Source organism: Streptomyces sp. RPA4-2, assembly GCF_012273515.2.
Taxonomy (GTDB): Bacteria; Actinomycetota; Actinomycetes; order Streptomycetales; family Streptomycetaceae; genus Streptomyces; species Streptomyces kaempferi.
The window spans coordinates 8161920-8185091 of the sequence record NZ_CP050975.2 but is presented as its reverse complement, the minus strand read 5'-3'; the positions used below and the strand labels follow the sequence as shown (position 1 = coordinate 8185091).

At 72.1% G+C, this 23172-nt stretch carries 17 protein-coding genes; 9 read left to right on the top strand and 8 right to left on the bottom strand.

Annotation, left to right across the window (positions count from 1 at the left end):
* Positions 1-30: 30 nt before the first annotated feature.
* Genes HEP85_RS35715 through HEP85_RS35705 form a run of 3 tightly spaced genes read left to right on the top strand, consistent with a single transcriptional unit; the run spans position 31 to position 5874 of the window.
* Positions 31-840, top strand: a complete 810-nt coding sequence (locus tag HEP85_RS35715; protein ID WP_168531630.1) for an HlyD family efflux transporter periplasmic adaptor subunit — start codon at positions 31-33, stop codon at positions 838-840.
* Positions 837-3059, top strand: coding sequence for an NHLP family bacteriocin export ABC transporter peptidase/permease/ATPase subunit (locus tag HEP85_RS35710; RefSeq protein ID WP_168531629.1), 2223 nt, complete (start codon positions 837-839; stop codon positions 3057-3059). The genes HEP85_RS35715 and HEP85_RS35710 overlap by 4 nt, the downstream gene beginning before the upstream one ends.
* A 1-nt stretch (position 3060) precedes the next feature.
* Positions 3061-5874: an NHLP bacteriocin export ABC transporter permease/ATPase subunit gene (locus tag HEP85_RS35705; protein ID WP_168531628.1), complete on the top strand. Its 2814-nt coding sequence runs from the start codon at positions 3061-3063 to the stop codon at positions 5872-5874.
* Positions 5875-5878: 4 nt separating this feature from the next.
* Here HEP85_RS35705 and HEP85_RS35700 read toward each other — a convergent pair whose 3' ends face one another.
* Both HEP85_RS35700 and HEP85_RS35695 read right to left on the bottom strand, forming a co-directional pair.
* Positions 5879-6418: an SRPBCC family protein gene (locus tag HEP85_RS35700; protein ID WP_168531627.1), complete on the bottom strand. Its 540-nt coding sequence runs from the start codon at positions 6416-6418 to the stop codon at positions 5879-5881.
* A gap of 6 nt (positions 6419-6424) precedes the next feature.
* On the bottom strand, positions 6425-6778 hold the full coding sequence (locus HEP85_RS35695) for a helix-turn-helix transcriptional regulator (protein WP_168531626.1): 354 nt from the start codon (positions 6776-6778) through the stop codon (positions 6425-6427).
* Between the two features lie 200 nt (positions 6779-6978).
* On the opposite strand from HEP85_RS35695, the gene HEP85_RS35690 reads away from it, so the two are divergent.
* Complete coding sequence (locus HEP85_RS35690; protein ID WP_168531625.1) at positions 6979-8478, top strand: MFS transporter; 1500 nt, start codon at positions 6979-6981, stop codon at positions 8476-8478.
* An 11-nt stretch (positions 8479-8489) separates the two neighbouring features.
* Here the strand turns inward: HEP85_RS35690 and HEP85_RS35685 are convergent, their stop codons facing one another.
* Together HEP85_RS35685 and HEP85_RS35680 are read right to left on the bottom strand one after the other, a co-directional pair.
* Entirely contained in the window at positions 8490-10073 is a 1584-nt protein-coding gene (locus HEP85_RS35685) for a phosphatase PAP2 family protein (protein ID WP_369657990.1), read from the bottom strand.
* Between the two features lie 402 nt (positions 10074-10475).
* Positions 10476-10925, bottom strand: coding sequence for a protease inhibitor (locus HEP85_RS35680; protein ID WP_168531624.1), 450 nt, complete (start codon positions 10923-10925; stop codon positions 10476-10478).
* 350 nt (positions 10926-11275) lie between these two features.
* Here HEP85_RS35680 and HEP85_RS35675 point away from each other — a divergent pair, with 350 nt between their 5' ends.
* The 3 genes from HEP85_RS35675 (at position 11276) to HEP85_RS35665 (ending at position 14437) form a co-directional block, all read left to right on the top strand.
* Positions 11276-11875, top strand: a complete 600-nt coding sequence (locus tag HEP85_RS35675) for a hypothetical protein (RefSeq protein WP_168531623.1) — start codon at positions 11276-11278, stop codon at positions 11873-11875.
* 244 nt (positions 11876-12119) lie between these two features.
* A complete protein-coding gene (locus HEP85_RS35670) occupies positions 12120-13715 on the top strand; it encodes a cytosine permease (protein ID WP_168531622.1) in 1596 nt (531 codons plus the stop codon).
* A complete protein-coding gene (locus tag HEP85_RS35665; RefSeq protein ID WP_365220721.1) occupies positions 13715-14437 on the top strand; it encodes a cyclase family protein in 723 nt (240 codons plus the stop codon). Before HEP85_RS35670 ends, HEP85_RS35665 begins: the two co-directional genes overlap by 1 nt.
* A 16-nt stretch (positions 14438-14453) precedes the next feature.
* On the opposite strand, the gene HEP85_RS35660 is transcribed toward HEP85_RS35665, so the two are convergent.
* A complete protein-coding gene (locus tag HEP85_RS35660) occupies positions 14454-15635 on the bottom strand; it encodes a PucR family transcriptional regulator (RefSeq protein WP_369657989.1) in 1182 nt (393 codons plus the stop codon).
* A 113-nt stretch (positions 15636-15748) separates the two neighbouring features.
* Here HEP85_RS35660 and HEP85_RS35655 point away from each other — a divergent pair, with 113 nt between their 5' ends.
* Together HEP85_RS35655 and HEP85_RS35650 are read left to right on the top strand one after the other, a co-directional pair.
* Positions 15749-16918, top strand: a complete 1170-nt coding sequence (locus tag HEP85_RS35655) for a lactate 2-monooxygenase (protein ID WP_168531619.1) — start codon at positions 15749-15751, stop codon at positions 16916-16918.
* On the top strand, positions 16915-17883 hold the full coding sequence (locus tag HEP85_RS35650) for a 2-hydroxyacid dehydrogenase (protein ID WP_168531618.1): 969 nt from the start codon (positions 16915-16917) through the stop codon (positions 17881-17883). The genes HEP85_RS35655 and HEP85_RS35650 overlap by 4 nt, the downstream gene beginning before the upstream one ends.
* A gap of 441 nt (positions 17884-18324) precedes the next feature.
* On the opposite strand, the gene HEP85_RS35645 is transcribed toward HEP85_RS35650, so the two are convergent.
* The 3 genes from HEP85_RS35645 to HEP85_RS35635 form a co-directional block, all read right to left on the bottom strand.
* Entirely contained in the window at positions 18325-20184 is a 1860-nt protein-coding gene (locus HEP85_RS35645) for a ricin-type beta-trefoil lectin domain protein (protein ID WP_369658149.1), read from the bottom strand.
* A gap of 690 nt (positions 20185-20874) precedes the next feature.
* Positions 20875-21492, bottom strand: a complete 618-nt coding sequence (locus HEP85_RS35640; protein WP_168531616.1) for a hemerythrin domain-containing protein — start codon at positions 21490-21492, stop codon at positions 20875-20877.
* The gene (locus HEP85_RS35635) at positions 21489-23102 is read right to left on the bottom strand and encodes a DHA2 family efflux MFS transporter permease subunit (RefSeq protein ID WP_168531615.1); all 1614 of its coding nucleotides are present in this window, start codon (positions 23100-23102) and stop codon (positions 21489-21491) included. The genes HEP85_RS35640 and HEP85_RS35635 overlap by 4 nt, the downstream gene beginning before the upstream one ends.
* Positions 23103-23172 lie beyond the last annotated feature (70 nt).

The following is a 23172-nucleotide window of genomic DNA, read 5'->3' as shown; positions in this document are numbered from 1 at the left end:
TAGAGCTCTTCGACAGGTGAGGGAAGTCCCGTGCAGTTCCGCCAACAGGCCCTCGCCAAGCTGCAGTCGGCCGAAGAACTCGACCTGCCGGTGCGCTTCGCCCGCCCCCAGGGCTGGCTCGTCCTCTCGGTGACGGTGGTCGTCATGGCGGCCGCGTCGGTCTGGGCCGTGACGGGCACGGTGGCCTCGACGGTCGGTGCCCCCGCCGTCCTCACGCACGCGCAGGGCAGTTACGTCCTGCAGAGCCCCGTCGCCGGCCAGGTCACCGCGGTCCTCGCCAAGGAGGGCGATCGGCTCGCGGCCGACGCCCCGGTGCTGAAGGTCCGTACGGCACAGGGCGGGACATCGGTCGTCCGTACCGTGGCCGCGGGCCGTGTCACGGCGCTCGCCGCGACCATCGGAGCCATCATCTCCACCGGCGCGGACGTCGCCGCGGTCGAGAAGGTCGCGCACGCCGGCGATCCGCTCTACGCGACGGTGTACGTGCCCGCCGAGAGCGCCTCCACCATCCCCGCGGACGCCGCCGTCGACCTCACCGTCCAGTCGGTGCCGACCCAGCGGTACGGGGTGCTGCGCGGTCATGTGAAGGCGGTCGGCCGCAGTGTGCAGACCCAGCAGCAGATCACTTCCTCGCTCGGCGACAGCCAGCTCGGCGAGCAGTTCACCAAGAAGGGCAGGCCGGTGGCCGTCCTGGTCTCCCTCGACCGTTCGTCCCGTACGAAGAGCGGCCTCAAGTGGTCCTCGGTGGACGGGCCTCCGTACCCGCTGACCTCCATGACCCTGGCCACGGGTTCGATCCGGCTGGCCGATCAGCGTCCCGTCGATTGGCTGCTGCCGTGACCACCGCGCAGGACACCCGGGGCAGACGTCGCGCCGCACCGCCGAAGCGCACGGTGCCCAAGAGCACCCGCAAGACCGTCCGCACGCCGACGGTCCTCCAGATGGAGGCCGTGGAGTGCGGCGCGGCCTCCCTCGCCATGGTGCTCGGCCACCACGGCCGGTACATCCCCCTCGAAGAGCTGCGCATCGCCTGCGGCGTCTCCCGGGACGGCTCGCGTGCCAGCAACCTCCTCAAGGCGGCGCGCGGTTACGGCCTCACGGCCAAGGGCATGCAGATGGACACGGCGGCGCTCGCCGAGGTGCAGGCGCCCGCGATCCTGTTCTGGGAGTTCAACCACTACGTCGTCTACGATGGAATGGGCCGCCGTCTCGGACGGCGCGGGGTGCACATCAACGACCCCGGCAAGGGCCGCCGTTTCGTGCCGATGGAGGACTTCGACACCAGCTTCACCGGCGTGGTGCTGGTCATGGAGCCGGGCCCCGACTTCCGCGCGGGCGGCCGCAGGCCCGGGATCCTCGGTGCCATGCCGGCCCGGCTGCGCGGGACGTCGGGCACGATGCCCGCCGCCGTGCTGGCCAGCCTGCTGCTGGTCGCCGTCGGCGCGGCGGTGCCCGCGCTCAGCAGGACGTACATCGACACCTATCTGATAGGTGGTCAGACCTCGCTGCTCGGCGTGCTCTTCGCGTCGATGGGCGCCTGCGTCCTGCTGACCGTGCTGCTGACCTGGCTCCAGCAGGCGAACCTGCTGCACGGCCGGATCATCTCCTCGACGCTCAGCAGCGCACGCTTCCTGCGCCATCTGCTGCGGCTGCCGGTCACGTTCTTCTCCCAGCGCAGTCCGGCCGACCTGGTGCAGCGGCTCCAGTCGAACGACGCGGTGGCCGAGACCCTGGCCCGCGACCTCGCGGCGGCGGGCGTGGACGCGGTCGTCGTGGTGCTCTACGCCGTCCTGCTCTACACCTACGACCCGCAGCTCACGGCGGTCGGTATCGGTGTCGCGCTGCTCAACGTGGTCGCGATGCGGGTGGTCATCCGGCTGCGCGCGACCCGTACGGCGAAACTCCGCGCGGACAGCGCCCGGCTCACCAACACGGCCTACACCGGGCTGCAGTTGATCGAGACCATGAAGGCGACCGGCGGCGAGGACGGCTACTTCCGCAAGTGGGCCGGGCAGCACGCCACCACGCTGGAGGAACAGCAGCGCCTCGGTGTGCCGAGCGCCTGGCTGGGAGTGGTCGCGCCGACGCTCGCCACCCTCAACAGCGCACTGATCCTCTGGATCGGCGGCCTGCGGGCGATGGAGGGACACATCTCGGTCGGTCTGCTCGTCGCCTTCCAGGCGCTCGTCACCCGATTCACCGCGCCGCTCACCCGGCTCAACGGCGTCGCGGGCCGCATCCAGGACTTCGCCGCCGACGTGGCACGCCTCAAGGACGTCGAGAACTTCCAGGCCGACCCGCTGTACACCCGCTCCGGCACCGGCGACTCCACCCGCAGGCTGCACGGCCATGTCGAGCTGGAGAACATCACGTTCGGCTACAGCCCGCTCGACAAGCCACTGCTCACCGGCTTCTCGCTGACCGTCGGCCCGGGTCGGCAGGTGGCGCTGGTGGGCGGCTCGGGAAGCGGCAAGTCCACGGTGTCCCGGCTGATTTCGGGCCTGTACACCCCTTGGGAGGGCACGATCCGCATCGACGGTCAGCGGCTCGAGGACATCCCGCGCGGCGCGCTCGCGGCCTCCGTCTCCTTCGTCGACCAGGACGTCTTCCTCTTCGAGGGCACGGTCCGCGACAACGTGGCGTTGTGGGACCCCTCGATCACGGACGACGCCGTCGTCACGGCGCTGCGGGACGCGGCCCTGTACGACGTCGTGGTGCGGCGTCCCGGTGGCATCCACAGCCGGGTCGAGCAGGACGGCCGCAACTTCTCCGGCGGTCAGCGCCAACGCCTGGAGATCGCGCGGGCGTTGGTGCGCAGGCCCAGCATCCTGGTCCTCGACGAGGTGACCAGCGCGCTGGACGCGGAGACCGAGCAGACCGTCATCGACAACCTGCGCAAGCGCGGCTGCGCCTGTGTGGTGATCGCGCACCGGCTCAGCACCGTGCGCGACAGCGACGAGATCGTGGTGCTCCAGCACGGCACGATCGTGGAACGCGGGCGGCACGACGCCCTGGTGGCGGCCGGCGGTCCGTACGCCGAGCTGGTCAGGGAGCGATGAGATGACGACGGTTCACGAGGGCGACGTCGTCCTCGGCGCGCTCGGCACGATGGGCACGCCGGTCGACTGCGCCGGGCTCAACCGCCTCGACCTGGAAGGGCCACAGGTGCTGTGGCTGATCACCGCGGGCACCCTGGACCTGTTCGCGGTGGACGCCGCCCAGCAGGGCCACTGGCACCACCTCGGCCGTCTCGAAGCGGGCTCGCTGCTGCTCGGCCCGGTCGCGGGTCCCCAGCACACGCTGGTCGGCCGGCCGTTGCGGGACTGCGCGGTGCGCCGGATCGTGCTGCGCGAGCTGTACCAGCCGGCCCCCACCGAGACCTGGTCCTACGACGAGTACGGCAACCCCCAGTACGTGCCGCCGACATCGAGCCCGCTGGAGTACGCCCTCGCCCTCGGCGTCGGCCGCAGCCTCTCCATCCTCTTCCAGGCCCCCACGGCCACGGAGAACGCGGCCGCGCCGACGGACGACGACGTCTTCTGGATGCAGGTGCCGCCGGGGAGTGTGCGGTACGGCTCGCTGTACGGCGCGGAGGCCGCCGCGGACCTGCTGATGGACTCGGGTGTCTGGCAGGGCATGGTCGACCAGCAGTACCGGCTGCTGTCCACGCTGGACCGCTGGATCGAGCAGTTGGAGGCTCGTCACGAGGACCGGACGGCGGCCGGCATCAAGGCGGGCGAGGCCGTCCGCGCCCAGGCCGACCGGACCCTGCTGGCATCCATCGGGACGCCCTCGAAGCGTCCTACGCCGGCCGACACGGACGCCACCTACGCGGCCTGCGCGCTGGTCGCCCGCGCGTCCGGGATCACGCTCGCGGAACCGGCGCAGAGCGGCACGGAGAGCGACCGGCTCGACCCGGTCGAGAGGATCGCGCTGGCCTCGCGCGTCCGCAGTCGCGCGGTGCGCCTGGACGGACCCTGGTGGCGGGACGACATCGGTCCGCTGGTGGGCCGGCGCGCGGTGTCGGGCAGCCCGGTCGCGCTGCTGTGGCGGCGCGGCGGCTATGTGGCCGTACAGCCGTCGTCCGGGCGCGAGACGCCGGTCGAGAAGGCCAACGCGGCCGAGTTCGAGCCGCGGGCCGTGATGTTCTACCGGCCGCTGCCCGAGCGCCGGCTGAGCCCGTTGCGGCTGGCGCGGTTCTGTCTCCAGGGCACCGGCGGCGATCTGCGCAACCTGGCGGTCAGCGGTCTCGTCACGGTGGCGATCGGCGCCCTGGTGCCGATCGCGACCGGCAAGGTGCTCGGCGAGTACGTGCCTAAGGCCCAGCACGGACTCATCGTGCAGGTCTGCCTGGCCATCATGATCACCAGTGTGGTGTCGGCGGCGTTCATGCTGCTGCAGAACCTGACGCTGCTGCGGATGGAGGGGCGGATCGAGGCGACGCTGCAACCGGCCGTGTGGGACCGGCTGCTGCGGCTGCCGACGAAGTTCTTCACCTCGCGCTCGACCGGTGAACTGGCCAGTGCCGCCATGGGCATCAGCGCGATCCGCCGTCTCCTCGCGGGCGTCGGCCCCACGCTCGCGCAGGCCGGCACGGTCGGCGCGATGAACCTGGGACTGCTGCTCTGGTACAGCGTGCCCATGGCGCTGGCCGCGATCGCCATGCTCGTCGTCATCGCGGCCGTGTTCCTGGGGCTCGGCCTGTGGCAGGTGCGGTGGCAGCGCCGGCTGGTCGTGCTCGGCAACAAGCTGAACAACCAGGCGTTCCAGACCCTGCGCGGACTGCCCAAACTACGGGTCGCGGCGGCGGAGAACTACGCGTACGCCGCCTGGGCGGGCGAGTTCGCGCGCAGCCGTGAACTCCAGCGGAGGGTCGGCCGCATCAAGAACCTCACCACGGTGCTGGGTGCGGTGTATCTGCCGCTCTGCTCCCTGCTGATGTTCATGCTGCTCGCCGGCCCGGCGAGCGGCTCGCTGTCGGCGGCGGACTTCCTCACCTTCAACACCTCGGTGACGATGCTGCTGACCTCGGTCACCCAGCTGACCGGCGCCTTCGTCTCGGCGGCGGCCGCGCTGCCGATGTTCGAGGAGATCAGGCCGGTGCTCGACGCCACCCCGGAGGTCCGGGTGGCGAGCACACGCCCCGGCGTGCTGTCCGGGGCCATCGAGGCCCGCAGGCTCTCGTTCCGGTACGCCGACGACGGCCCGCTCGTGCTCGACGACGTGTCGTTCGACATCCGGGCGGGCGAGTTCGTGGCGATCGTCGGCCCCAGCGGCTGCGGCAAGTCCACGCTGCTGCGGCTGCTCATCGGCTTCGACAAGCCGGTCTCCGGCAGTGTGCTGTACGACGGTCAGGACCTGGCGGCGCTCGACCAGTCCGCCGTACGCCGTCAGTGCGGTGTCGTGCTCCAGCACGCGCAGCCGTTCACCGGCTCCGTCCTGGACTGCATCTGCGGCACCGAGCCGTACACGCCCGAGGAGGCGATGGCGGCGGCCGAGATGGCGGGCCTGGCCGAGGACATCAGGCGGATGCCGATGGGGCTGCACACGATCGTCTCCGGCAGCGGGGCGGTCTCGGGCGGCCAGCGCCAGCGTCTGATGATCGCCCAGGCGCTGATCCGCCGCCCGCGCATCCTCTTCTTCGACGAGGCGACCAGCGCCCTGGACAACGAGACCCAGCGCACGGTCATCGAGAGCACCAAGGCGCTCAACGCCACCCGGGTCGTGATCGCGCACCGGCTGTCCACGGTCATGGACGCGGACCGGGTGATCGTGATGGAGGACGGCCGCGTCGCCCAGCAGGGGCCTCCCGCCCGGCTGCTCGCGGACACCGGCGGGCGGCTCCACGAGTTGGTGCGGCGGCAGTTGGCGTGAGGGGTCAGTCCATCCCCGGCACCTGGGCGCCGGAGGGGACACCGGCGGCGAGGTAGGCGCGGTAGATCTCCGGCCAGGGCGCTCCGGCACCGGCGTGCGGGCCCGGCGAGTGCTGCCGGCCGAGGACCTTGGCGTCGAGGGCGGCGAGGCACACCTCCCAGCCGGCGCCGTTGCGGGCGGCGGTGTCCTCGGCCGCGAGCACGTTGGTGAGCGTGAATCGTGTGCGCTTCCCTTCGAGGGCTTCGAGGTCGAAGTGCAGCTCGTCGCCGCCCCAGTCGAAGGAGAGGTGCCGGGGCGGGTCCACGGCGATGACACGGCCCGTGGAGTCGGACATGTTCGGGTCGCCGCTGAACCTGATGGTGCCGCCGGGGCGCAGCTCGATCTCCGCGCGGGACGGGAACCAGCCGGCCAGCTCCTCCGGATCGGTCACGAACTCCCAGACGCGGGCGATGGGGTGGTCGTAGGTACGGCTGAATCGGACGGCGGGGCGGCCGTCGTCGAGGGTGAGGTAGGTGCCGGTGAGGGCGGTGCGTTCGGCCGACATGGTGGCTCAGTCCTTCGCGGAGGGGGCTTCGGGGTCGTCCGACGGCTCCCCCGACGCCTGGTCCAGACGGCGTCCGAGAGTGTCGAGGCTGTCGTTCCACAGCGTGCGGTACGGGGCGAGCCAGGCGTCGAGTGCGGCGATCGGGGCCGGATCCAGGGCGTAGACGCGGCGCTGCGCGTCCTGGCTGACCCGGACCAGGCCCGCGTCCCGCAGCACCCGCAGGTGCTTCGAGGTGCTCGGCTGACTCAGTCCGCATGCCGCCACGATCTCTCCGACGGGGCGCGGGCGCTCCCGCAGCAGCGCGACGATCGCGCGGCGGTGCGGGTCCGCTAGCGCGGTCCAGGGAGTGACGTCGGGCATGCGCCCAATATGCCGCTTCGTTTATATGCCGGTCAAGGCATACACGGACCCCCACGAGGCTCGCGATGTGACGGGCACCTCATCCGACACCACTAGCGAAACGTTGCCGTTTCGCAGGCGGTGCCCTACTGTCGATGTGTACGAAACAGTTTCGTTTACGTCTCCGTCACCCTGAGCGACTTCCCTGGAGTGGTTCTCCCATGTCCCAGACCCTGACCGAAGGTGCCCGCCAGGGCTCCGTGGACTCCTCGTCCGCGCCCTCTTCGAGGCGGTGGTGGATCCTCGCGATCATCGGCATCGCGCAGCTGATGGTGGTCCTCGACGCCACCATCGTGAACATCGCCCTGCCGTCCGCGCAGGCGGACCTCGGCTTCTCCGACGGCAACCGGCAGTGGATCGTCACGGCGTACTCGCTGGCCTTCGCCTCCCTGCTGCTGCTCGGCGGACGCATCGCCGACCTCTTCGGGCGCAAGCCCGCCTTCCTCATCGGTGTCGCCGGATTCGCCGGCGCCTCCGTACTCGGCGGCGCCTCCACCAGCTTCGGCATGCTGGTCACCGCGCGTGCCCTGCAGGGTGTCTTCGGTGCGCTGCTGGCCCCCGCCGCGCTCTCGCTGCTGAACACGACGTTCACCGACGCCAAGGAACGCGCCAAGGCCTTCAGCGTCTACGGCGCGATCGCCGGTGCCGGCGGCGCGGTCGGACTGCTGCTCGGTGGTGTGCTGACCGACGCGCTCGACTGGCGCTGGACACTGTTCGTCAACCTCGTCTTCGCGGTCGTCGCCTTCGCCGGCGGCTGGGTCCTGCTGAGCAACCACCGGGACGCCGCGAACTCCCGGCTCGACCTGCCGGGCACCCTGCTGGTCTCCTCCGGCCTCTTCGCCCTGGTCTACGGCTTCTCCAACGCCGAGACGCACGACTGGAGTTCGCCGCTGACCTGGGGCTTCCTGGCCGCCGGTGGCATCCTGATCAGCGGCTTCGCCTGGTGGCAGACCCGTGCCGAGCACCCGCTGCTGCCGATGCGTGTCCTGCTCGACCGCGACCGCGCCGCGTCGTTCGTCACCGTGCTGATCACCGGTGCGGGCATGTTCGGTGTCTTCCTCTTCCTCACCTACTACCTGCAGCTGAACCTGGGCTTCAGCCCGACGAAGACCGGTGTCGCCTTCCTGCCGATGATGGCCACCCTGATGATCATGGCTCAGGTGTCCACCACCGTCCTGGTGCCGCGTATCGGCCCGAAGATCGTCATCCCCGCGGGCTTCGCGATCGCCGTCGCCGGCATGGCCTGGCTGACCGGTATCGGGGTCGCCTCGGACTTCTCGACCGCCGTGCTGCCGCAGCTGCTCCTGATCGGCGCGGGCCTCGGCATCGTGATGCCGCCCGCCATGGCGCTGGCCACCAGCGGGATCGCCGCCGAGGACGCGGGCGTCGCCTCCGCCACGGTCAACACGATGCAGCAGGTGGGCGGTTCGATCGGCACCGCGCTGCTGAACACGCTCGCCGCGAGCGCCGCCACCAGCTACCTGGCCGGCAAGGACGCCACGAACAAGCTGGTCCGGGCGCAGTCGACGATCGAGAGCTACACCACCGCCTTCTGGTGGTCGGCGGGCTTCTTCGCCGCGGGCGCGGTCATCGCCTTCCTGCTCTACCGCCGTGGCGCCCAGGAGCAGGACCCGGACGCCGTGCGCGCCGTCCACATGTAGGACCCGTGTGATCACCCCGGAACCGAGGGGCCGCCGTCTTCAGGGAGACGCTTACCCCTCCTCCCGTTGCGACGGCCGCTTACCGTAGCGCCCCGCCCGCCCCGCCCGGCGTTCGCGTTCCCCACCGCGGCGGGCCGGTACACGACGAGCGCGCGCCGCTCCTTCTCCAGCCTCAACCCCGTCGGCGCGGGCGCGACTTCACCGTCGTACGCGAGCGTCCGCGTGCCGCCGAGGTCCTCCAGCTCGACCCAGGGCACCGCCTCGGCGCGGTACACACGGGAGCGGCCGAGCGCGCCGACGAGGGCGGAGACCACCACCCGGGTGCGGGCGAGGCGGTGGGCGCCGTCGATCAGCCGCAGGTCGAGGAGTCCGTCGTCCAGGCGAGGCCGGAAGACCGGGGCGAACCCCTCCGGCTCGTAGTGCCCGTTGCCCGCGAAGAGCAGCCACAGACGCCGGTCACGGCCGTTGACGCGCAGGTCGACGGGGGCCGCGGTGCGCAGGACCCGCACCAGGGCGGCCGCCGCGGCCGGCCGCTTGCCCCAGCGATCCTCCAAGCGCTCGCGGATCCCGACGAGTTCGGGATACAGGCCGATGCTGAAGGTGTTGAGGAACAGCACCTCGTGCCCGGCCCTCTGCGGCCTCGCCACACCCAGATCCACCCTCACCGCCTCGCCGCGGCCGACCGCGGTGGCGGTGTCCTCGAAGCGGGGTACGCCCACGTCCTGGGCGAAGTGGTTCAAGGTGCCGCCGGGGAACACGGCGAGCGCGAGCCCGCGTTCGGCCGCCGCCCGCGCGGCGGCGTTGACGCTGCCGTCTCCTGCGCACACCCCGAGCACACCGCCCGCTTTCGTGGCCCTCGCGGCCGCCCGGTCGAGCAGCGCGGCGAAGTCGTCGTCCGGGCCGCGTTCGATCAGGTCGGCCGCGGGCAGCAGCACCCGCAGCCGCTCGGCCGGTGACGACGCCCCCGTCTCCGCCGTCCCCGCCTCGCTGTTGACGAGGACGACGAGCCCCGCGCCGCCGGGCAGCGCCGGGGCGGACACCGAGGGCCGTTCCCGCTCAGGGAGCTCCGGGCGCCGCGGCCACCAGCGGGCGGTGAGGGCTGCCGCCCCGACTCCGATCGCCACGCCGGCCAGCACGTCACCGGGGTAGTGGACCCCCACGTACACCCGCGAGAAGGCGACCGCGGCGGCGACGGGCGCGACCAGCGCGCCGTGTCCGGCCGACTCCAGGGCGACTCCGGTGGCGAAGGCCGCGGCCGAGGCGGAGTGCCCGGAGGGGAAGGAGGTGCTGTGCGGCTGCCGGGCGAGGTGGCGGATCGGCGGTACGAGGTCCAGCAGCGGGCGGGGCCGCCGGGTGCTCCACTTGGCCACGGTGTTGACGGTCAGCGAGGCCAACGCCAGCGAGCCCAGACCCCGCAGCGCCGCCCGGCGGCCGGTGCCGCTTCCGACGAGCGCGAGGCCTGCCGCCGCGCCGAGCCACAGCCGTCCGTGATCGGCGGAGTGGCTCAGCCGTCGCAGCGCCGGATCCGCGCCGGGCAGCCGCGCGGCCGCCACACGTCGGAACAGCCGTCGGTCCGCGTCACTCAGAACACTCATGATCCAGGGCTACGGTACCGGGCCGGACCCGGCATCCCCGGAGACTCGGACCGGTGACGCGGCTGCTCCGCGCGGAGCCTCCCGCACGGGTCGCGCGGCAGCTCTGACCCGAGCCCGGTGTGACGGTCGATCCGTGCCGGGGCGGCTTCCCGGACCTCGGGCCCGCGGGCGCCGTCCCCGGGACTTCCAGCGGTCGGCATGCTTCTTCTGCGGGGCCGAACCCCCTGAGGACGAACCGACTTGAGTCCTGGGCGGGCCCGGAACATGCCGAAGGCCGGCCGGAGGCCCCACTCCGCCCGGCCGACCCTCGGTGCGAGATCGCGCTGCGCTCCGCGACGGGGCTCGCACTCCCCAGCTACGCGCCTCGATCGATGCTCACGAAAAGCGCGCGATCCCGGTCTCTCAGAACGTGAAGACGGTCGTCCCGTAGGAGTTCTTCACGCACTCGTTGGCGAAGGTCCGTTCGTACGTGACCCGCTTGCCCTGCCAGACGCCGGCGACCGTGACGACCACGGGGTCGAACTGCTTCGTACACAAGACGCCGTCTCTGACCGACAGGGCATCGAAGTCGCCGCCGACTCCGCGGAGTTCGGCGCAGGCCTGGACGGCGGCGGGGTGGGTGCCGGAGGCGGTCGGCGCGCAGTTCAGCGTGACCGCGCGTTCCGGGGTGGCGGCGTCGGCGCTCTGCCCGTGCCCCGTGGTGAGCACCAGGGCCGAGGGGGCGTACAGGTAAGAAGCGGGGGCGAGGGCGGGGGCAGGGGCGGGGGTGGCGAGGGCGGACCCTCCGAGGGGCCCGCAGACGGCGGTGGCCGCGAGGGTGAGAGTCGCTGCCCAGCGCGCGGTGTTCGGCATTGTGTGCATCCTTCCGCTCGGTTGAATGCGGCACCGGACTCGGTGTGTGTCGGTGCGGCGAGCGCGAGTCTGCCGAGTCCACACCGGAAACACACATCGACCCCACGCGTTTCGGTAACTTTGAGTATTGAATCACTGGCGCGAAGTAACGAAACTCGAACGTTCGAGCCCTACAACGGCACGGCCGTTGATCGCCCGGGGGCACCTTCATGGCCGGTTTCCCCCGGCTCCGCAATAGGCCTGAAACATTCCGCTCAGCGCCCCCCGGCCCCACCGGACCCCCTTCAGCCCACGGCGGACATCGCTGCGCGACCCTTGCGCATCCACCGCAAGGGAGTAATCGTCATTACATGATTACAACAGAGCAACGCGAGCAGACGCGCGGCTGGTTCGCCGGCCGCCTTCCCGACGATCTCTTCGAGAGCCTGACGGAGGTGACCGTCGACCGCGAGGAGATCACCGTCGTCGGCCGCATCCCGGAGCCCAGGCTCGCCGAGGACGCCTCGGACGCCGAGCGGGAGGCGGCCCTCCAGGCACGCGTCCAGGAGTTCCGGGAGCGCACCCGCGACGACCGGGTCGCGGTCGCGCGCGAGGCGGAGCACCGCTTCCGCAGGAAGGTGTCCTGGGGTGTCGAGTGCGGGGGCGAACGCGCGCTGTTCACCCACGTCGCCGCACCTGTCATGACCCGGCTGCGCCAGCCCGAGCGCCAGGTCCTCGACACCCTCATCGCCGCCGGTGTCGCCCGCAGCCGCAGCGACGCGCTCGCCTGGTGCGTCCGCCTCGTGCAGCGCCACACCGACGACTGGCTGACGGAGCTGCGCGACTCGCTCGCGCACGTGGAGCGGGTCCGGGCCCAGGGGCCGGACGCCGGGCCGCAGGACGCCGCCGCCGCCGGTGAAGGAGGCGAACGGGAAGGGCGGCAGGAGGAACGGGGAGAGCGCGAGCAGTGAACGAGAGGTGACGTCGTAGCGACGGGCCGCTCACCACTATGGAGCAATCGTCCCGCGGCGGCCCGGAAAATGGATGATCCGTCCTCTGGTGTCCCTGCTCCGCGACGCCTTACCGTCAGCAGACCCCAGAAGGACGGCTACCGCTCACGCCGCACACCCCAGCGGCGACAATCGGCCATCCCTCCCCCGGCGCCACCACGCGCTCCACCGCCCGTCCGGGTACAGGCACTTCGCTGGAGCACTCTTGTCCGACAACTCCCCGACCACCTCTCCCTCCCTCACCGAGGTCGAGACCTACGGCGTCGAGCGGATCCCCGACGCGGACCGCAGCGCGTCCCCGCTCGACCTGTTCCGGGTCGCCTTCGGCGGCGCGAACACCTTCTCCACCTGTGTTCTCGGGGCCTTCCCCATCCTCTTCGGCCTCTCCTTCTGGCAAGGCCTCGCCGCCACGCTCCTCGGCGTGGTGGCGGGTGCGCTGATCCTCTGCCCGATGGCGGTGTTCGGCCCGGTCAACGGCACCAACAACGCCGTCTCCTCGTCCGCGCACCTCGGAGTGCACGGCCGTGTGGTCGGCTCCTTCCTCTCCCTGCTCACCGCCATCGCCTTCTTCTCCATCTCGGTGTGGAGCTCCGGCGACGCCCTGGTCGGCGGCGCGCACCGGCTGTTCGGCCTGGAGCGCAGCAACCTGTCGTACGTCGTCGCGTACGCGCTGTTCGCCGGTCTGGTGCTCGCCGTGTGCGTCTACGGCTTCCGGTTCATGCTCTTCGTCAACAAGATCGCGGTGACCTCCGCGACCGTGCTCTTCCTGCTCGGCGCGGTCGCCTTCGCCGGTGACTTCGACCCCTCGTACGCGGGTGTCTTCACCGCTTCGGCGGACTCCGCCACCCAGTCGCTGTTCTGGCCGTCGTTCATCGGTTCCGCGCTGATCGTGCTGTCGAACCCGGTGTCGTTCGGCGCGTTCCTCGGCGACTGGTCGCGCTACATCCCGGCCGACGCGCCGCGCCGCAGGGTCGTCGGCGCCGCGTTCCTGTCGCAGATCGCGACCCTGCTGCCGTTCGTCTTCGGTCTGGCCACCGCGAGCATCATCGCGACGAAGGCTCCGAAGTACGTCGATCCGGGCGCCCCCGACTTCGTGGGCGGTCTGCTGGCCATCTCCCCGAGCTGGTTCTTCCTGCCGGTGTGTCTGCTCGCGCTGATCGGCGGCATGTCGACGGGCACCACGTCGCTGTACGGGACCGGGCTCGACTTCTCGTCGGTGTTCCCGCGGCTGTCGCGGGTCCAGGCGACGCTGGTGGTGGGCGTGCTGTCGATCGCCTTCATCTTCATCGGCCGTTTCGGTCTGAACCTCGTCCAGTCCATCTCCACGTTCGCCACGATGATCATCACGTGCACCACTCCGTGGATGGTCGTGATGATGCTGGGCTTCTACACCCGTCGCGGCTGGTACGACCCCGACGCGCTGCAGGTCTTCAACCGCCGCCAGCGCGGCGGCCGCTACTGGTTCTCGCACGGCTGGAACTGGCGGGGCATGACGGCGTGGTGGGTGGCCGCGGTGGTCGGTGTGCTGTTCACCGACATCCCCGGCCAGTTCGTCGGACCCCTGGGCGACCTGGCGAACGGCATCGACATCAGTCTGCCGCTGTCGCTGGCCGTCGCCGCGGTGCTGTTCCTCACGCTGCTGCGGGTCTTCCCCGAGCCGCGGGCCGTCTACGGGCCGCAGGGCGCGCGGCTCGCCCGTACGGTCGACGTCCCGATCCCGGCGATCACCGGGCCGGGCGCGGAGAAGGACGGCTCACGGACGGACGGCTCGGCGCCGGCTCTCGCCACCGAGGGCCGCTGATGGACTCCTGGATCGATCTGTCCGTCCCCGTGGTCACCGGGATGCCCGTCTATCCCGGTGACCCCCGGGTCGAGGTGACCAGGGCCCTGAAGGTCGCCGAGGACGGCGTCAACGTCCTGCGGCTCCACATGGGTTCCCAGTCGGGCACCCACGTCGACGCGCCCTACCACGTGGACGAGGCGTGGCCCACGCTGGACGATCTGCCGCTGGAACGGTTCGCGGGAGCGGCCGTGGTGGCCGACGTCCGGGGTCTGGCGGCGCGGGAGCCGATCACCCCGGATCATCTCGCGCCGGCGCTCGGCCTCCTCGGGCGGCGACCGGCCGGGATCCTCCTGCTGGCCACCGGGTGGTCGGCGCACTGGGGCACCGACCACTACGCGGCGCACCCCTGGCTCACGCCGGAGGCCGCGCGGGCCCTCGTCACCGCCGGTGTGCGCACCGTGGCCGTCGACGCGCTGAGCGTGGATCCCACGGGTGGAGCGGAGTTGCCGGCCCACCGGGTGCTGTGCGGCGCGGAAGGGGTCATCGCCGAGAACCTGACCGGCCTCGACCGCCTCGCCGAGGCGCAGGCCGCGGGCCGGTCGGTCGAGGTCTTCCTGTTTCCCCTGCGCCTGGCGGGAGCGGACGGCGCGCCGATCCGGGCCACGGCCCGCGTCGGTGACCCGGACCAGGACGTCCGGGCGCGGAGCGGTCCCCCCGCCGTGCCGGACGGACAGGTCTGAGCGGGAGGGACCCGGCTCAGGGCCTGATCGTGCGGGCGATGTCCAGGGTGAGCCGTTGCCAGGCGTCGCGCGGGTCACGGTCGGTCAGTTCGCGGACGCGGCGCAGGCGGTAGCGCAGGGACTGGGCGTGGAGATGGAGTTCACGTGCGGCGGCGTTCGCCGAACCCGTGTCGAGGTACGCGGTGAGCGCCGCCAGCAGGTGTCCCTGCCCCGGATCGGTGAGCGGCCCGAGCACCAGACGGGCGATGTGGTCCGGCGGCGCGGCCGGATGCCCGGCGAGCAGCGCGAGGACATGGGCGTCGGCGTCGGTGAGGAGGCGGCCTGCCCGGTACGCGTGTGCGGGTGCCGTGTCGAGGGCGTCGGCGGCCAGCCGGTGGGCGACGGCGACCCGGTCCAGGCTCTCCGCCGTGATCGCGCAGCCGCGCAGGTCCAGCGCGCGGAGCGCCGCCCCGGCCCCCGCGGCGGCAGCGGCGGGCAGCAGCAGGACGGCGCGGGAGCCCCGTACGGTCGTCGGCGAGGTGACGTCCGGGGTGCCGGCGGTGTCGAGCGCGTCCAGCAACGCCGTCACCACGTCGTGCGTCAGGTCGGGACGGTCCGGGCCGGCCGGCTCCGCCACCAGCAGGCACGCGGGGTCGGGCAGTTGGATGCCCAGCCGGGCCGAGCGGTCGGTCAGCGCGCCCACCGAGGCGTGCCGCCCCGCGATCAGGTCGTCCAGCAGCAGCCGCAGCGCCCGGTCACGGTCCGCGGCGAGGTCCTCGCTGGTGGCCGCGTACGCCGTGGCCATCTCCTCGGAGAGGGTGTCGAGCGCGGTCAGCAGCATCCTGGTGAGCGCCAGGGCGTCCGACGCGATCAGCCGCGGCGCGCGGGCGGCGATCTCGTCCGTGAGGACGGTCGCCGCGACCCGGTAGGCGCGCAGCACCGCCCGCACGGGGCGCCCGTCGGCCGCGCGGGCCGCCGCGATGCCCCGGAAGCGCCTCAGGTCCGACGGCTCCAGTGTGGCGTCGGTGGCCCACAGATGGAGCAGGCGCTCCAGCCCCCAGGCCGCGATGGCCCGCACCTCCGGCAGCCGGCTGTCGTCGAGCGCGGCGTAGGCCGGGACCTGTTCGTGCACGGCGGCGACGACCGCCTCCACGACACGCGGGTCGGCGACCATCTCCTGCCGGACGCGTTCCCTGACGTCCACGGGCCTCTTTGTCACCAGGTGATGATCCCAGCCGCGCGATGTGCGCACCACAGTGGACGGACCTTGTCACATTCGCCAGGATCGACGGCGTACAGCGCGATCTCAGGGACGAGAGGCGGGACGTACGGATGGCGAAGCACTGGGCCGACTTCCAGTACGAGATCTATCTGAACGGAATGACGGGCGCCGTGCCGCGGCTGCCCACCGATCTGACCCGGCTGGAGGAGCTCACCGAGCAGCGCCTCGGCCCCGGTCCGGTCGGCTATGTGGCGGGAAGCGCGGGCAACGGCAGCACCGCGCGGGCCAACCGGGAGGCGCTCGACCGGCGCCGGATCGTGCCGCGCATGCTGCGGGACGTGCACGAACGCGACCTGTCCGTAGAGGTGCTGGGGCGCGCCCTGCCCGCGCCGCTGGCGCTCGCGCCCGTGGGCGTGCTCTCCATCATGCATCCGGACGCGGAGTCCGCCGCCGCGCGGGCCGCAGCAGCGCAGGGTGTCCCGTACATCCTGTCCTCGGCGTCCAGTACGCCGATGGAGCAGGTCGCCGAGGCGATGGGCGACGCGGAGCGCTGGTTCCAGCTGTACTGGGCGAAGGACCGCGAGGTGACCCGGAGCTTCCTGGACCGGGCGAAGGCCGCCGGATACACGGCCCTGTTCGTCACGCTGGACACTCCCCTGCTGGCCTGGCGTCCACGCGACCTCGACCAGGCGTATCTGCCGTTCCTGCACGGCATCGGCACCGCGAACCACTTCTCGGACCCGGCGTTCCAGGCGGGTCTGGCCAAACCGGTGCACGAGGACCCGAACGCGGCCGTGATGCACTTCGTGGGGATGTTCGCCGACCCCGGAAAGACCTGGCCGGACCTGGCCTTCCTGCGGGAGAACTGGGACGGGCCGATCATCCTCAAGGGCATCCTGCACCCGGACGACGCCCGGCGCGCGGCCGACGCGGGGATGGACGGCGTGGTGGTCTCCAACCACGGCGGGCGGCAGGTGGCGGGGTCGGTCGCGGCCGCCGACGCACTGCCCCGGGTGGTCGAGGCGGTCGGCGACCGGCTGACCGTCCTGTTCGACAGCGGCATCCGCACCGGCGACGACATCTTCAAGGCGCTCGCCCTCGGCGCACGGGCCGTGCTCGTCGGACGACCGTACGCCTACGGGCTCGGCCTCGACGGACAGGCGGGCGTCGAACACGTGATCCGCTGTCTGCTCGCGGAGTTCGACCTCACCCTCGCCCTGTCCGGGCACTCCCGCCCCGCCGGCCTCGGCCCCGACGACCTGATCGAGGAAACACCGTGAAGAACGTACTCGCCGTGGTCTCGGCACACGTGGGCGGCCGCACCGCCGGAGCCGCGCTGGCCGGGGTCTTCCCCGGTGAGGCCCGCGTCACCGTCGTCGAGACGACCGACGAGGACCCCGGCGCGCTGCGCGAGGCCCAGGTCATCATCACCGGCCTCGCCCCGGTGACCGCCGGGCACCTGGCCGCCGCACCGGACCTCGAACTGGTGCAGTGCGCCAGCCACGGCTTCGACTACGTGGACCTGGACGCCGCCCGCGCCAAGGGAGTGCCGGTGTGCAACATCGGCTCCAGCGGCGCCGAGAAGCAGAACGTGGCCGAGCAGACCTTCGCCCTCATGCTCGCCCTCGCCAAGCAGCTGATCCCGGCCCACACCGCGCTCGTCGACGCGGACTGGGCGCTGCCGCGGCTGCAGCGGTCCATCACCGAGCTGTCCGGCAAGACCCTCGGCATCATCGGGCTCGGTCACATCGGCGAGGAGGTCGCCCGCCGCGCGGTCGCGTTCGACATGTCCATCGTGTACGCCGGTCCGCAGTCCGTCGGCGCGGAGGCGGAGGCCCGGCTCGGGGGCGCCCGCCACGTCGAACTCGACGAACTGCTGCGGACGTCGGACTACGTCACGCTGCACGCGCCGCTCACCGAGACGACCCGGCATCTGCTCAATGCCGAGCGGCTGGCGCTCCTGAAGCCCACCGCGTTCGTCGTCAACACCTCACGGGGCGCCCTGATCGACCAGGACGCCCTCGCGGACGCGCTCGACGCGGGTGCCCTGGCCGGCGCGGGTCTCGACGTCTTCGATCCCGAACCGCCCACGGCGGCGCTGCGGTTGCTCAAGGTCCCGAACGTGGTGCTCTCGCCGCACGTCGCGGGCGTCACGCGCGAGACCCTCGTACGGATCGCGCTGGCCGCGGTCCAGAACGCCGCCGACTTCGTGGCGGGCAAGCCGCTGCGGGACGTGGTGACGTAGGGGGCTCGGCCCGGTCCCCCGGCGCGGGCGGGTCGGGGCGGGGCGGGTCAGGTCCCGTGTCCCGGCTGGTCGAGCGGGGCGCTCCGGGCTGGGGGCCACCGGTCACGCCAAGCGCACCGTCCCTGCGGGCCCACCCGGTCTCATCGGGCGCGGTGCGCCTGCGGGGCCACCTGGTCCCGTCACACGCTCCGTCCCCGCGGGGCCAACCCGGTCATGTCAGGCGCACCGCCCCGCACAGGCCGGTTCCCGTCCGCCGGATCGGTCCCGTGGTGCGGGCCCATCCCGTCCGCCGGTTTGCTCCCACGGCCCGATCCCATTCCGTCGGCCGGACCATTCCCATCGGACGGACCGATCCCACCGGACGAGCCGATCGAGTCCACCGGGCCGGTCCCGTGCGGTCCCGGTCCCCCGACGGCTCATGCGCGCCGGGGGATCGTTCCCTCAGAGGGCCGTCTCCGCCGTCTCGGCCGCCGCGGGCGGAAGTCGTGCAGGCAGCGGCAGCACGGACTCCGGGCTCGTGCGGTCGTCGGCGCTCACCGGGCGGGGTTCGTCGGGGGCGTCCGTCCCGGTCACCTCCGGGGCATCGGTTCCCCGCGTCGGCTGCCCGCCGGACGGGTCGCCGGACGGGTCGCCGGACGGGTCGCCCGGCTGTCCGGCCGTCGTGCCGCCGGCGGACGCCGGCTCGGTGACGGGACGCGTCGACGCGCTCGCCGTGCCCGCGATCGACAACGACCGGGGTGCCGCCGGCGAGGAGTCGGTGCGCCAGCGCTGCGCGTCGGAACCGCTTCGGTCCTTGACGACGATGTCGGCGTCCGGGTCGGTGGAACCGGGCGCGACCGCGAGCCGATTTCGCGCACGAGGCAGCAACTCACCGCGCACGGTGAGGTCATAGCGAACGTCGTCGCGGTGCGCGTCCCCGGAACCGACGCAGCGGTCGAGCGCGACGACGCCGTCGACCGCCCCGGAGTCCAGGCACATTCCGGGGTCGGCGACACTGCGCAGCAGCCCGTCGTCCTCGTACGACCACTGCTGGGTCCCGGCGGAGGAGCAGGCGGCAAGCTCCGTCTCCGCGCCGGACGTCGCCCGGCCGCCCCGGATGTCGAGGCACAGGTCGGCGGCGAGGTTGCGCAGTCGCATCCGCTCGGTACCGGTGGGCAGTCCGGCCGAGGTCGGGGGCGAGGAACCCGGGGCGGCCGGAACCGTGCCGGTGCTGCCGACGCCCGTGGAGGCGGCCGGGTCGGCTCCGCCGCTGCCCGAGGACGACAGACTCACGGCGAGGACGGTCACGAGCAGCAGGGCCGAGACGGTGCCCGCTCCCGTGAGCAGGGCCTTGGAACGTGCCTGTCCGGTCAGGATCCGGCGACCCTGCGCGGAAATCCTGGCCGACGGTCGATGGCGTCCACCGCTCCCGGCACGCCCGCCCGCCGCGAGACCTCCGTCATCGCCAGGGCCTCCGTCATCGCCCGGACCCCCGTGACCTCCCGCGTCACGGCCATCGCCACGCCCAACTCGCGGGCCGCCGGGTACGCCGGCACCGACCGGAAGCCTGCCTCCGAACGCCGGCCCGTCCAGGGGGCGCACTCCTCGCTGCGCGCCCCCCGTGCGGGTGTCGAGATAACGCCGCGCGCCCCATCCGAGCACGGCCTCGGCCAGGAGAACACCCAACTCACCTTCACACAGGCTGAGTTGCTCCTCGGCGTGCCGGCAGTGGGCGCACCCCGCGAGATGGTGCCGGTCCTCCGGCAACGGCGCGCCGCCGCGACGCGTCGGGACATCCAGCAGCCGGTTGTAGGAGCCGCATTCCCCGCTCGGCGCGAGTTCCCGATGGGCGCGCACACAACCCTGCCGGAATTGCTCACGGGCCTGCTCCAGAGCGGCCACCGCGGTCCCGAGGTCCATGCCCGACAGACCGGCCGGTACGGATATGGGCTCGGCCTCGACCTCGGTGTGCCACAGCAGACACTGCGCGGAACCCGGGAGAGTGTGGAAGGAACGCTCGGCGAGCTTGCGATTTTCGGCTGTCAGGGATCCCGAGGATCCCGCCACCCGCATACCACGCCCACCGGCGGGTTTCCCCAGATCCGGCAGAACACCGGATATCCGGTCCTCCGCGGACCATTCCTTGACGGTGTCCCGCACCGTCACCAGGAGCCGGGGCCGCAGGGCCGCTCCGGACTCGCCGCGTATCAGGCAGTCGAGCGCGTAGTGGAAGGAGGTCGCGGCGACCATCGAGGCGATGTGCGACGAAGAGGCGAGGCAGACGACCGCGTAGTCGTACGTCGACTGCCAGTGCCGGGCCATCAGCAGGGCCACGGACTGGTGGCCCCGCCCTCCGGTCGGCCTCTCAGTCGGGCGGCGAGACTCTCGTCGCATTCACCGAAGGCGCCGCCGGGAGGATGGGCGGGACGAGGGGGGTGGGGGTGGGCACGGAACGGGTTCCTTCCACGGTGCAAGGAGGCACACGGGCTATTTCCGGCCGCCGAAAAGCAGCCCTGCCTGATGCGTGCCTTTTTGGCGATGCGCCGGGAGAACAGCCGGGCGGGAAGGTCGGCGAAGACCCTCGTCCGGAGCCTTTCGAGCTCACCGACGGTCCGAAATGACGAACACGGATTTCACACCCGGCCATTGACCACGCGCAGTAAGTTCACCCTCGCACAACACGCTCACGACCAACAAGGCGCCTGGGAAACATCCGCACTTTTGAAAGATGGTCAATTGCCCTGCCAACTCGGCCCACTCGCACCGGCTTTCGAAATTCCGTGCGCCCCGTGTGAACCACACGCTCGCGCCGGAGCCCGTCGCACGCTACCGGCGCACGGAATCCGGTAGTCCACTGGAACCCGGCCCTTCTCGGAGGCCCCGCGCAGGACGGCGGCTCTCCCGCGCGAAACCCGCCGGCTTACCCCGATCCTCCCGCCCTCGGCCGGCGGCCCCGGGATACGGGCCGGGCGTCCGGACGGAGCCGAAGCCCCGTCCGCACGCCCCTCGACTTCAGGACTGCCACAACCCGCGCCTGCGGTAACCCGCCTCCCAGAAGAGCCGGTTGAGGACCCGCACGGGTGGCGGCAGCGCGCCGAGGAACCGGGCCCGGTCGGCGGCCGGGGCGCCGTCGACGATCCATGGCACGAAGAGCGCGGCCCCCCGCAGCCCCTGTGCCTCGCGGATCTTCCCGGTGAAGGCACCCCAGTCCGCCGGCGTCAGGACCTCCTGGACGAGCGGAAGGGCACTGTCCTCCTCGTGCGTGAGGTGGTCGCCAAGGGCGGCGGCCAACGCGTGTACACAGGCGGGGAGTTCGGCCGACCGGTCACGCAGCGCGGTGTCGACGGCCGTCAGCAGCGCGCCGAGGCCCGCGTGCTCCGCCTCCATCGCGGCGAGCAGGGCGACGTCCCTGGGCCGCCCCGCGGCCCCGCGCTCCACACGCGGCCACAGGTCGCTGTCCTCCGCGGTGTGATGGATGTGCAGCTGATGCTTGAAGTTGTCCCAGCCCGCGCGGACTTGAGGAGTGGACGCGGTGCCGTCCACCGCGGCCTTGGCGAGACGCTCCAGATCGCGCCGGAAGGCGTCGTGGGCCGCGTACATCACGGTGAGGTCGATCGTGTCGGTGGTCATGAGGCCGCTTCCTCCAGTCGGGGTTCGTACACGGGCAAGGCGTGCGGGTTGGCCGACGGCCCCCGGTGACGGCGTACGGCGAGGCAGGCGAGCGCGCCGGCCAGCAGAACGGCGGCGGCGACCAGGACGGCGGGCCCCATCGCGTGCACGAAGCCATGGCCGAAGACCTGGCTACCGAGTTCGCGCATGCGGTCGGCGACGTCGTGCGGGACGCCGTCCGGCACCCGCGCCGACTGTCCCGCGTTCACGTCGGCCTCCCCCTTGGAGAAGGCGCCGACGAAACCGTCGCGGTACGCCGCGGGCAGCCGGCCGGCGCGCTGCTGTGCCTGCTCGGGGAGCGAGGACGCCAGCCGGGCCTGGAGCACCGCACCGACGACGGCTCCCGCGAGTACCGAACCGACCTGCCGCAGCGCGTTGTTGAGGCCGGAGGCGGCTCCGGAGAGCCTCGCGGGCACGTTGCGCATGACCTCGGTGGCCATCGGCGCGAAGGTGAACCCGGCTCCCAGGCCCGCGAGCAGCAGGGGAAAGGCGACCGCCGTCCAGCTCGACCCCACGTCCACCGCGGCCACGATCCACACCAGGGCCGCGGCCCAGGCCAGCAGCCCGGTCATCAGGATGAACTTGCCGCCGACCTTGTCCGCGAGGACTCCGGCGGGCCCCGCCGTCACGAACGAGCCGATCGCGAGCGGCAGCAGGACGAGTCCGGACTTGAGGGCGCTGAACCCCAGCACGGACTGCAGGTAGATCGTCAGCGGCAGGAACATCCCGATCACGCCGAAGGACACCGTGACGCCGACGAAGTTGATGAGGGTGAAGTTGCGGTCCCTGAAGAGCGAGAACGGGACGAGCGGATCGTCGTCCTGCCGGCCGCGCTCGTGGCCGAGGAATCCGGCGAAGAGCAGCGCCGCGGCACCGAACAGGGACAGGATCCAGCCGTTCCAGTCGTAGCGCTGCCCCTCCGTCAGCCCGAAGGCCAGGCAGAACAGGGCACTTGACGCGAGCAGCACGCCGGGGGTGTCGAAGCGGTGGCGGACGGTGCGGCGCGAGGCCGGGATGATCGCCACGGCGAGCACCAGCACCAGCGCCCCGAGCGGCAGGTTCACGAAGAAGATCCACCGCCAGTCCAGGTGCGTGATCAGCGCGCCGCCGATGATCGGGCCGAGCGCGCCGGAGATGCCCGCGACCGCGCCCCAGACACCCATCGCGGCACCGCGCCGGTCGGCCGGGAACACCTCCGCGATGATCGACAGGGTCTGTGGCATGAGCAGCGCCGCGCCCAGTCCCTGGACCGCCCGGAACGCGATCAGTTGGGCCGGGTCCCGTGCGAGGCCACAGGCGAGGCTGGCGAGTGTGAACAGGGCGACGCCGGCCAGGAAGAGGGCGCGTTTGCCGCGCAGGTCGCCGAGGCGGCCCGCGGTGATGAGCAGCACGGCCAGCGCGAGCGTGTAGGCGTTGACGACCCAGAGGATCTCGTCCAGTGAGGCGCCGAGGTCCTGGCCCATGTCGGGGATCGCGATGTTGACGATGGTCAGGTCGAGCAGGGTCATGAAGAAGCCCAGGGAGAGCGTGATGAGGATCGCCCAGGGGTTGCCGTGCCATTTCTTGAACACGATGTCCGTCTCCTAGTGCCGAGTTGGGTGCCGGGTGATGCCCCGGGCATCGGACTCGCGTTCAAGAGGG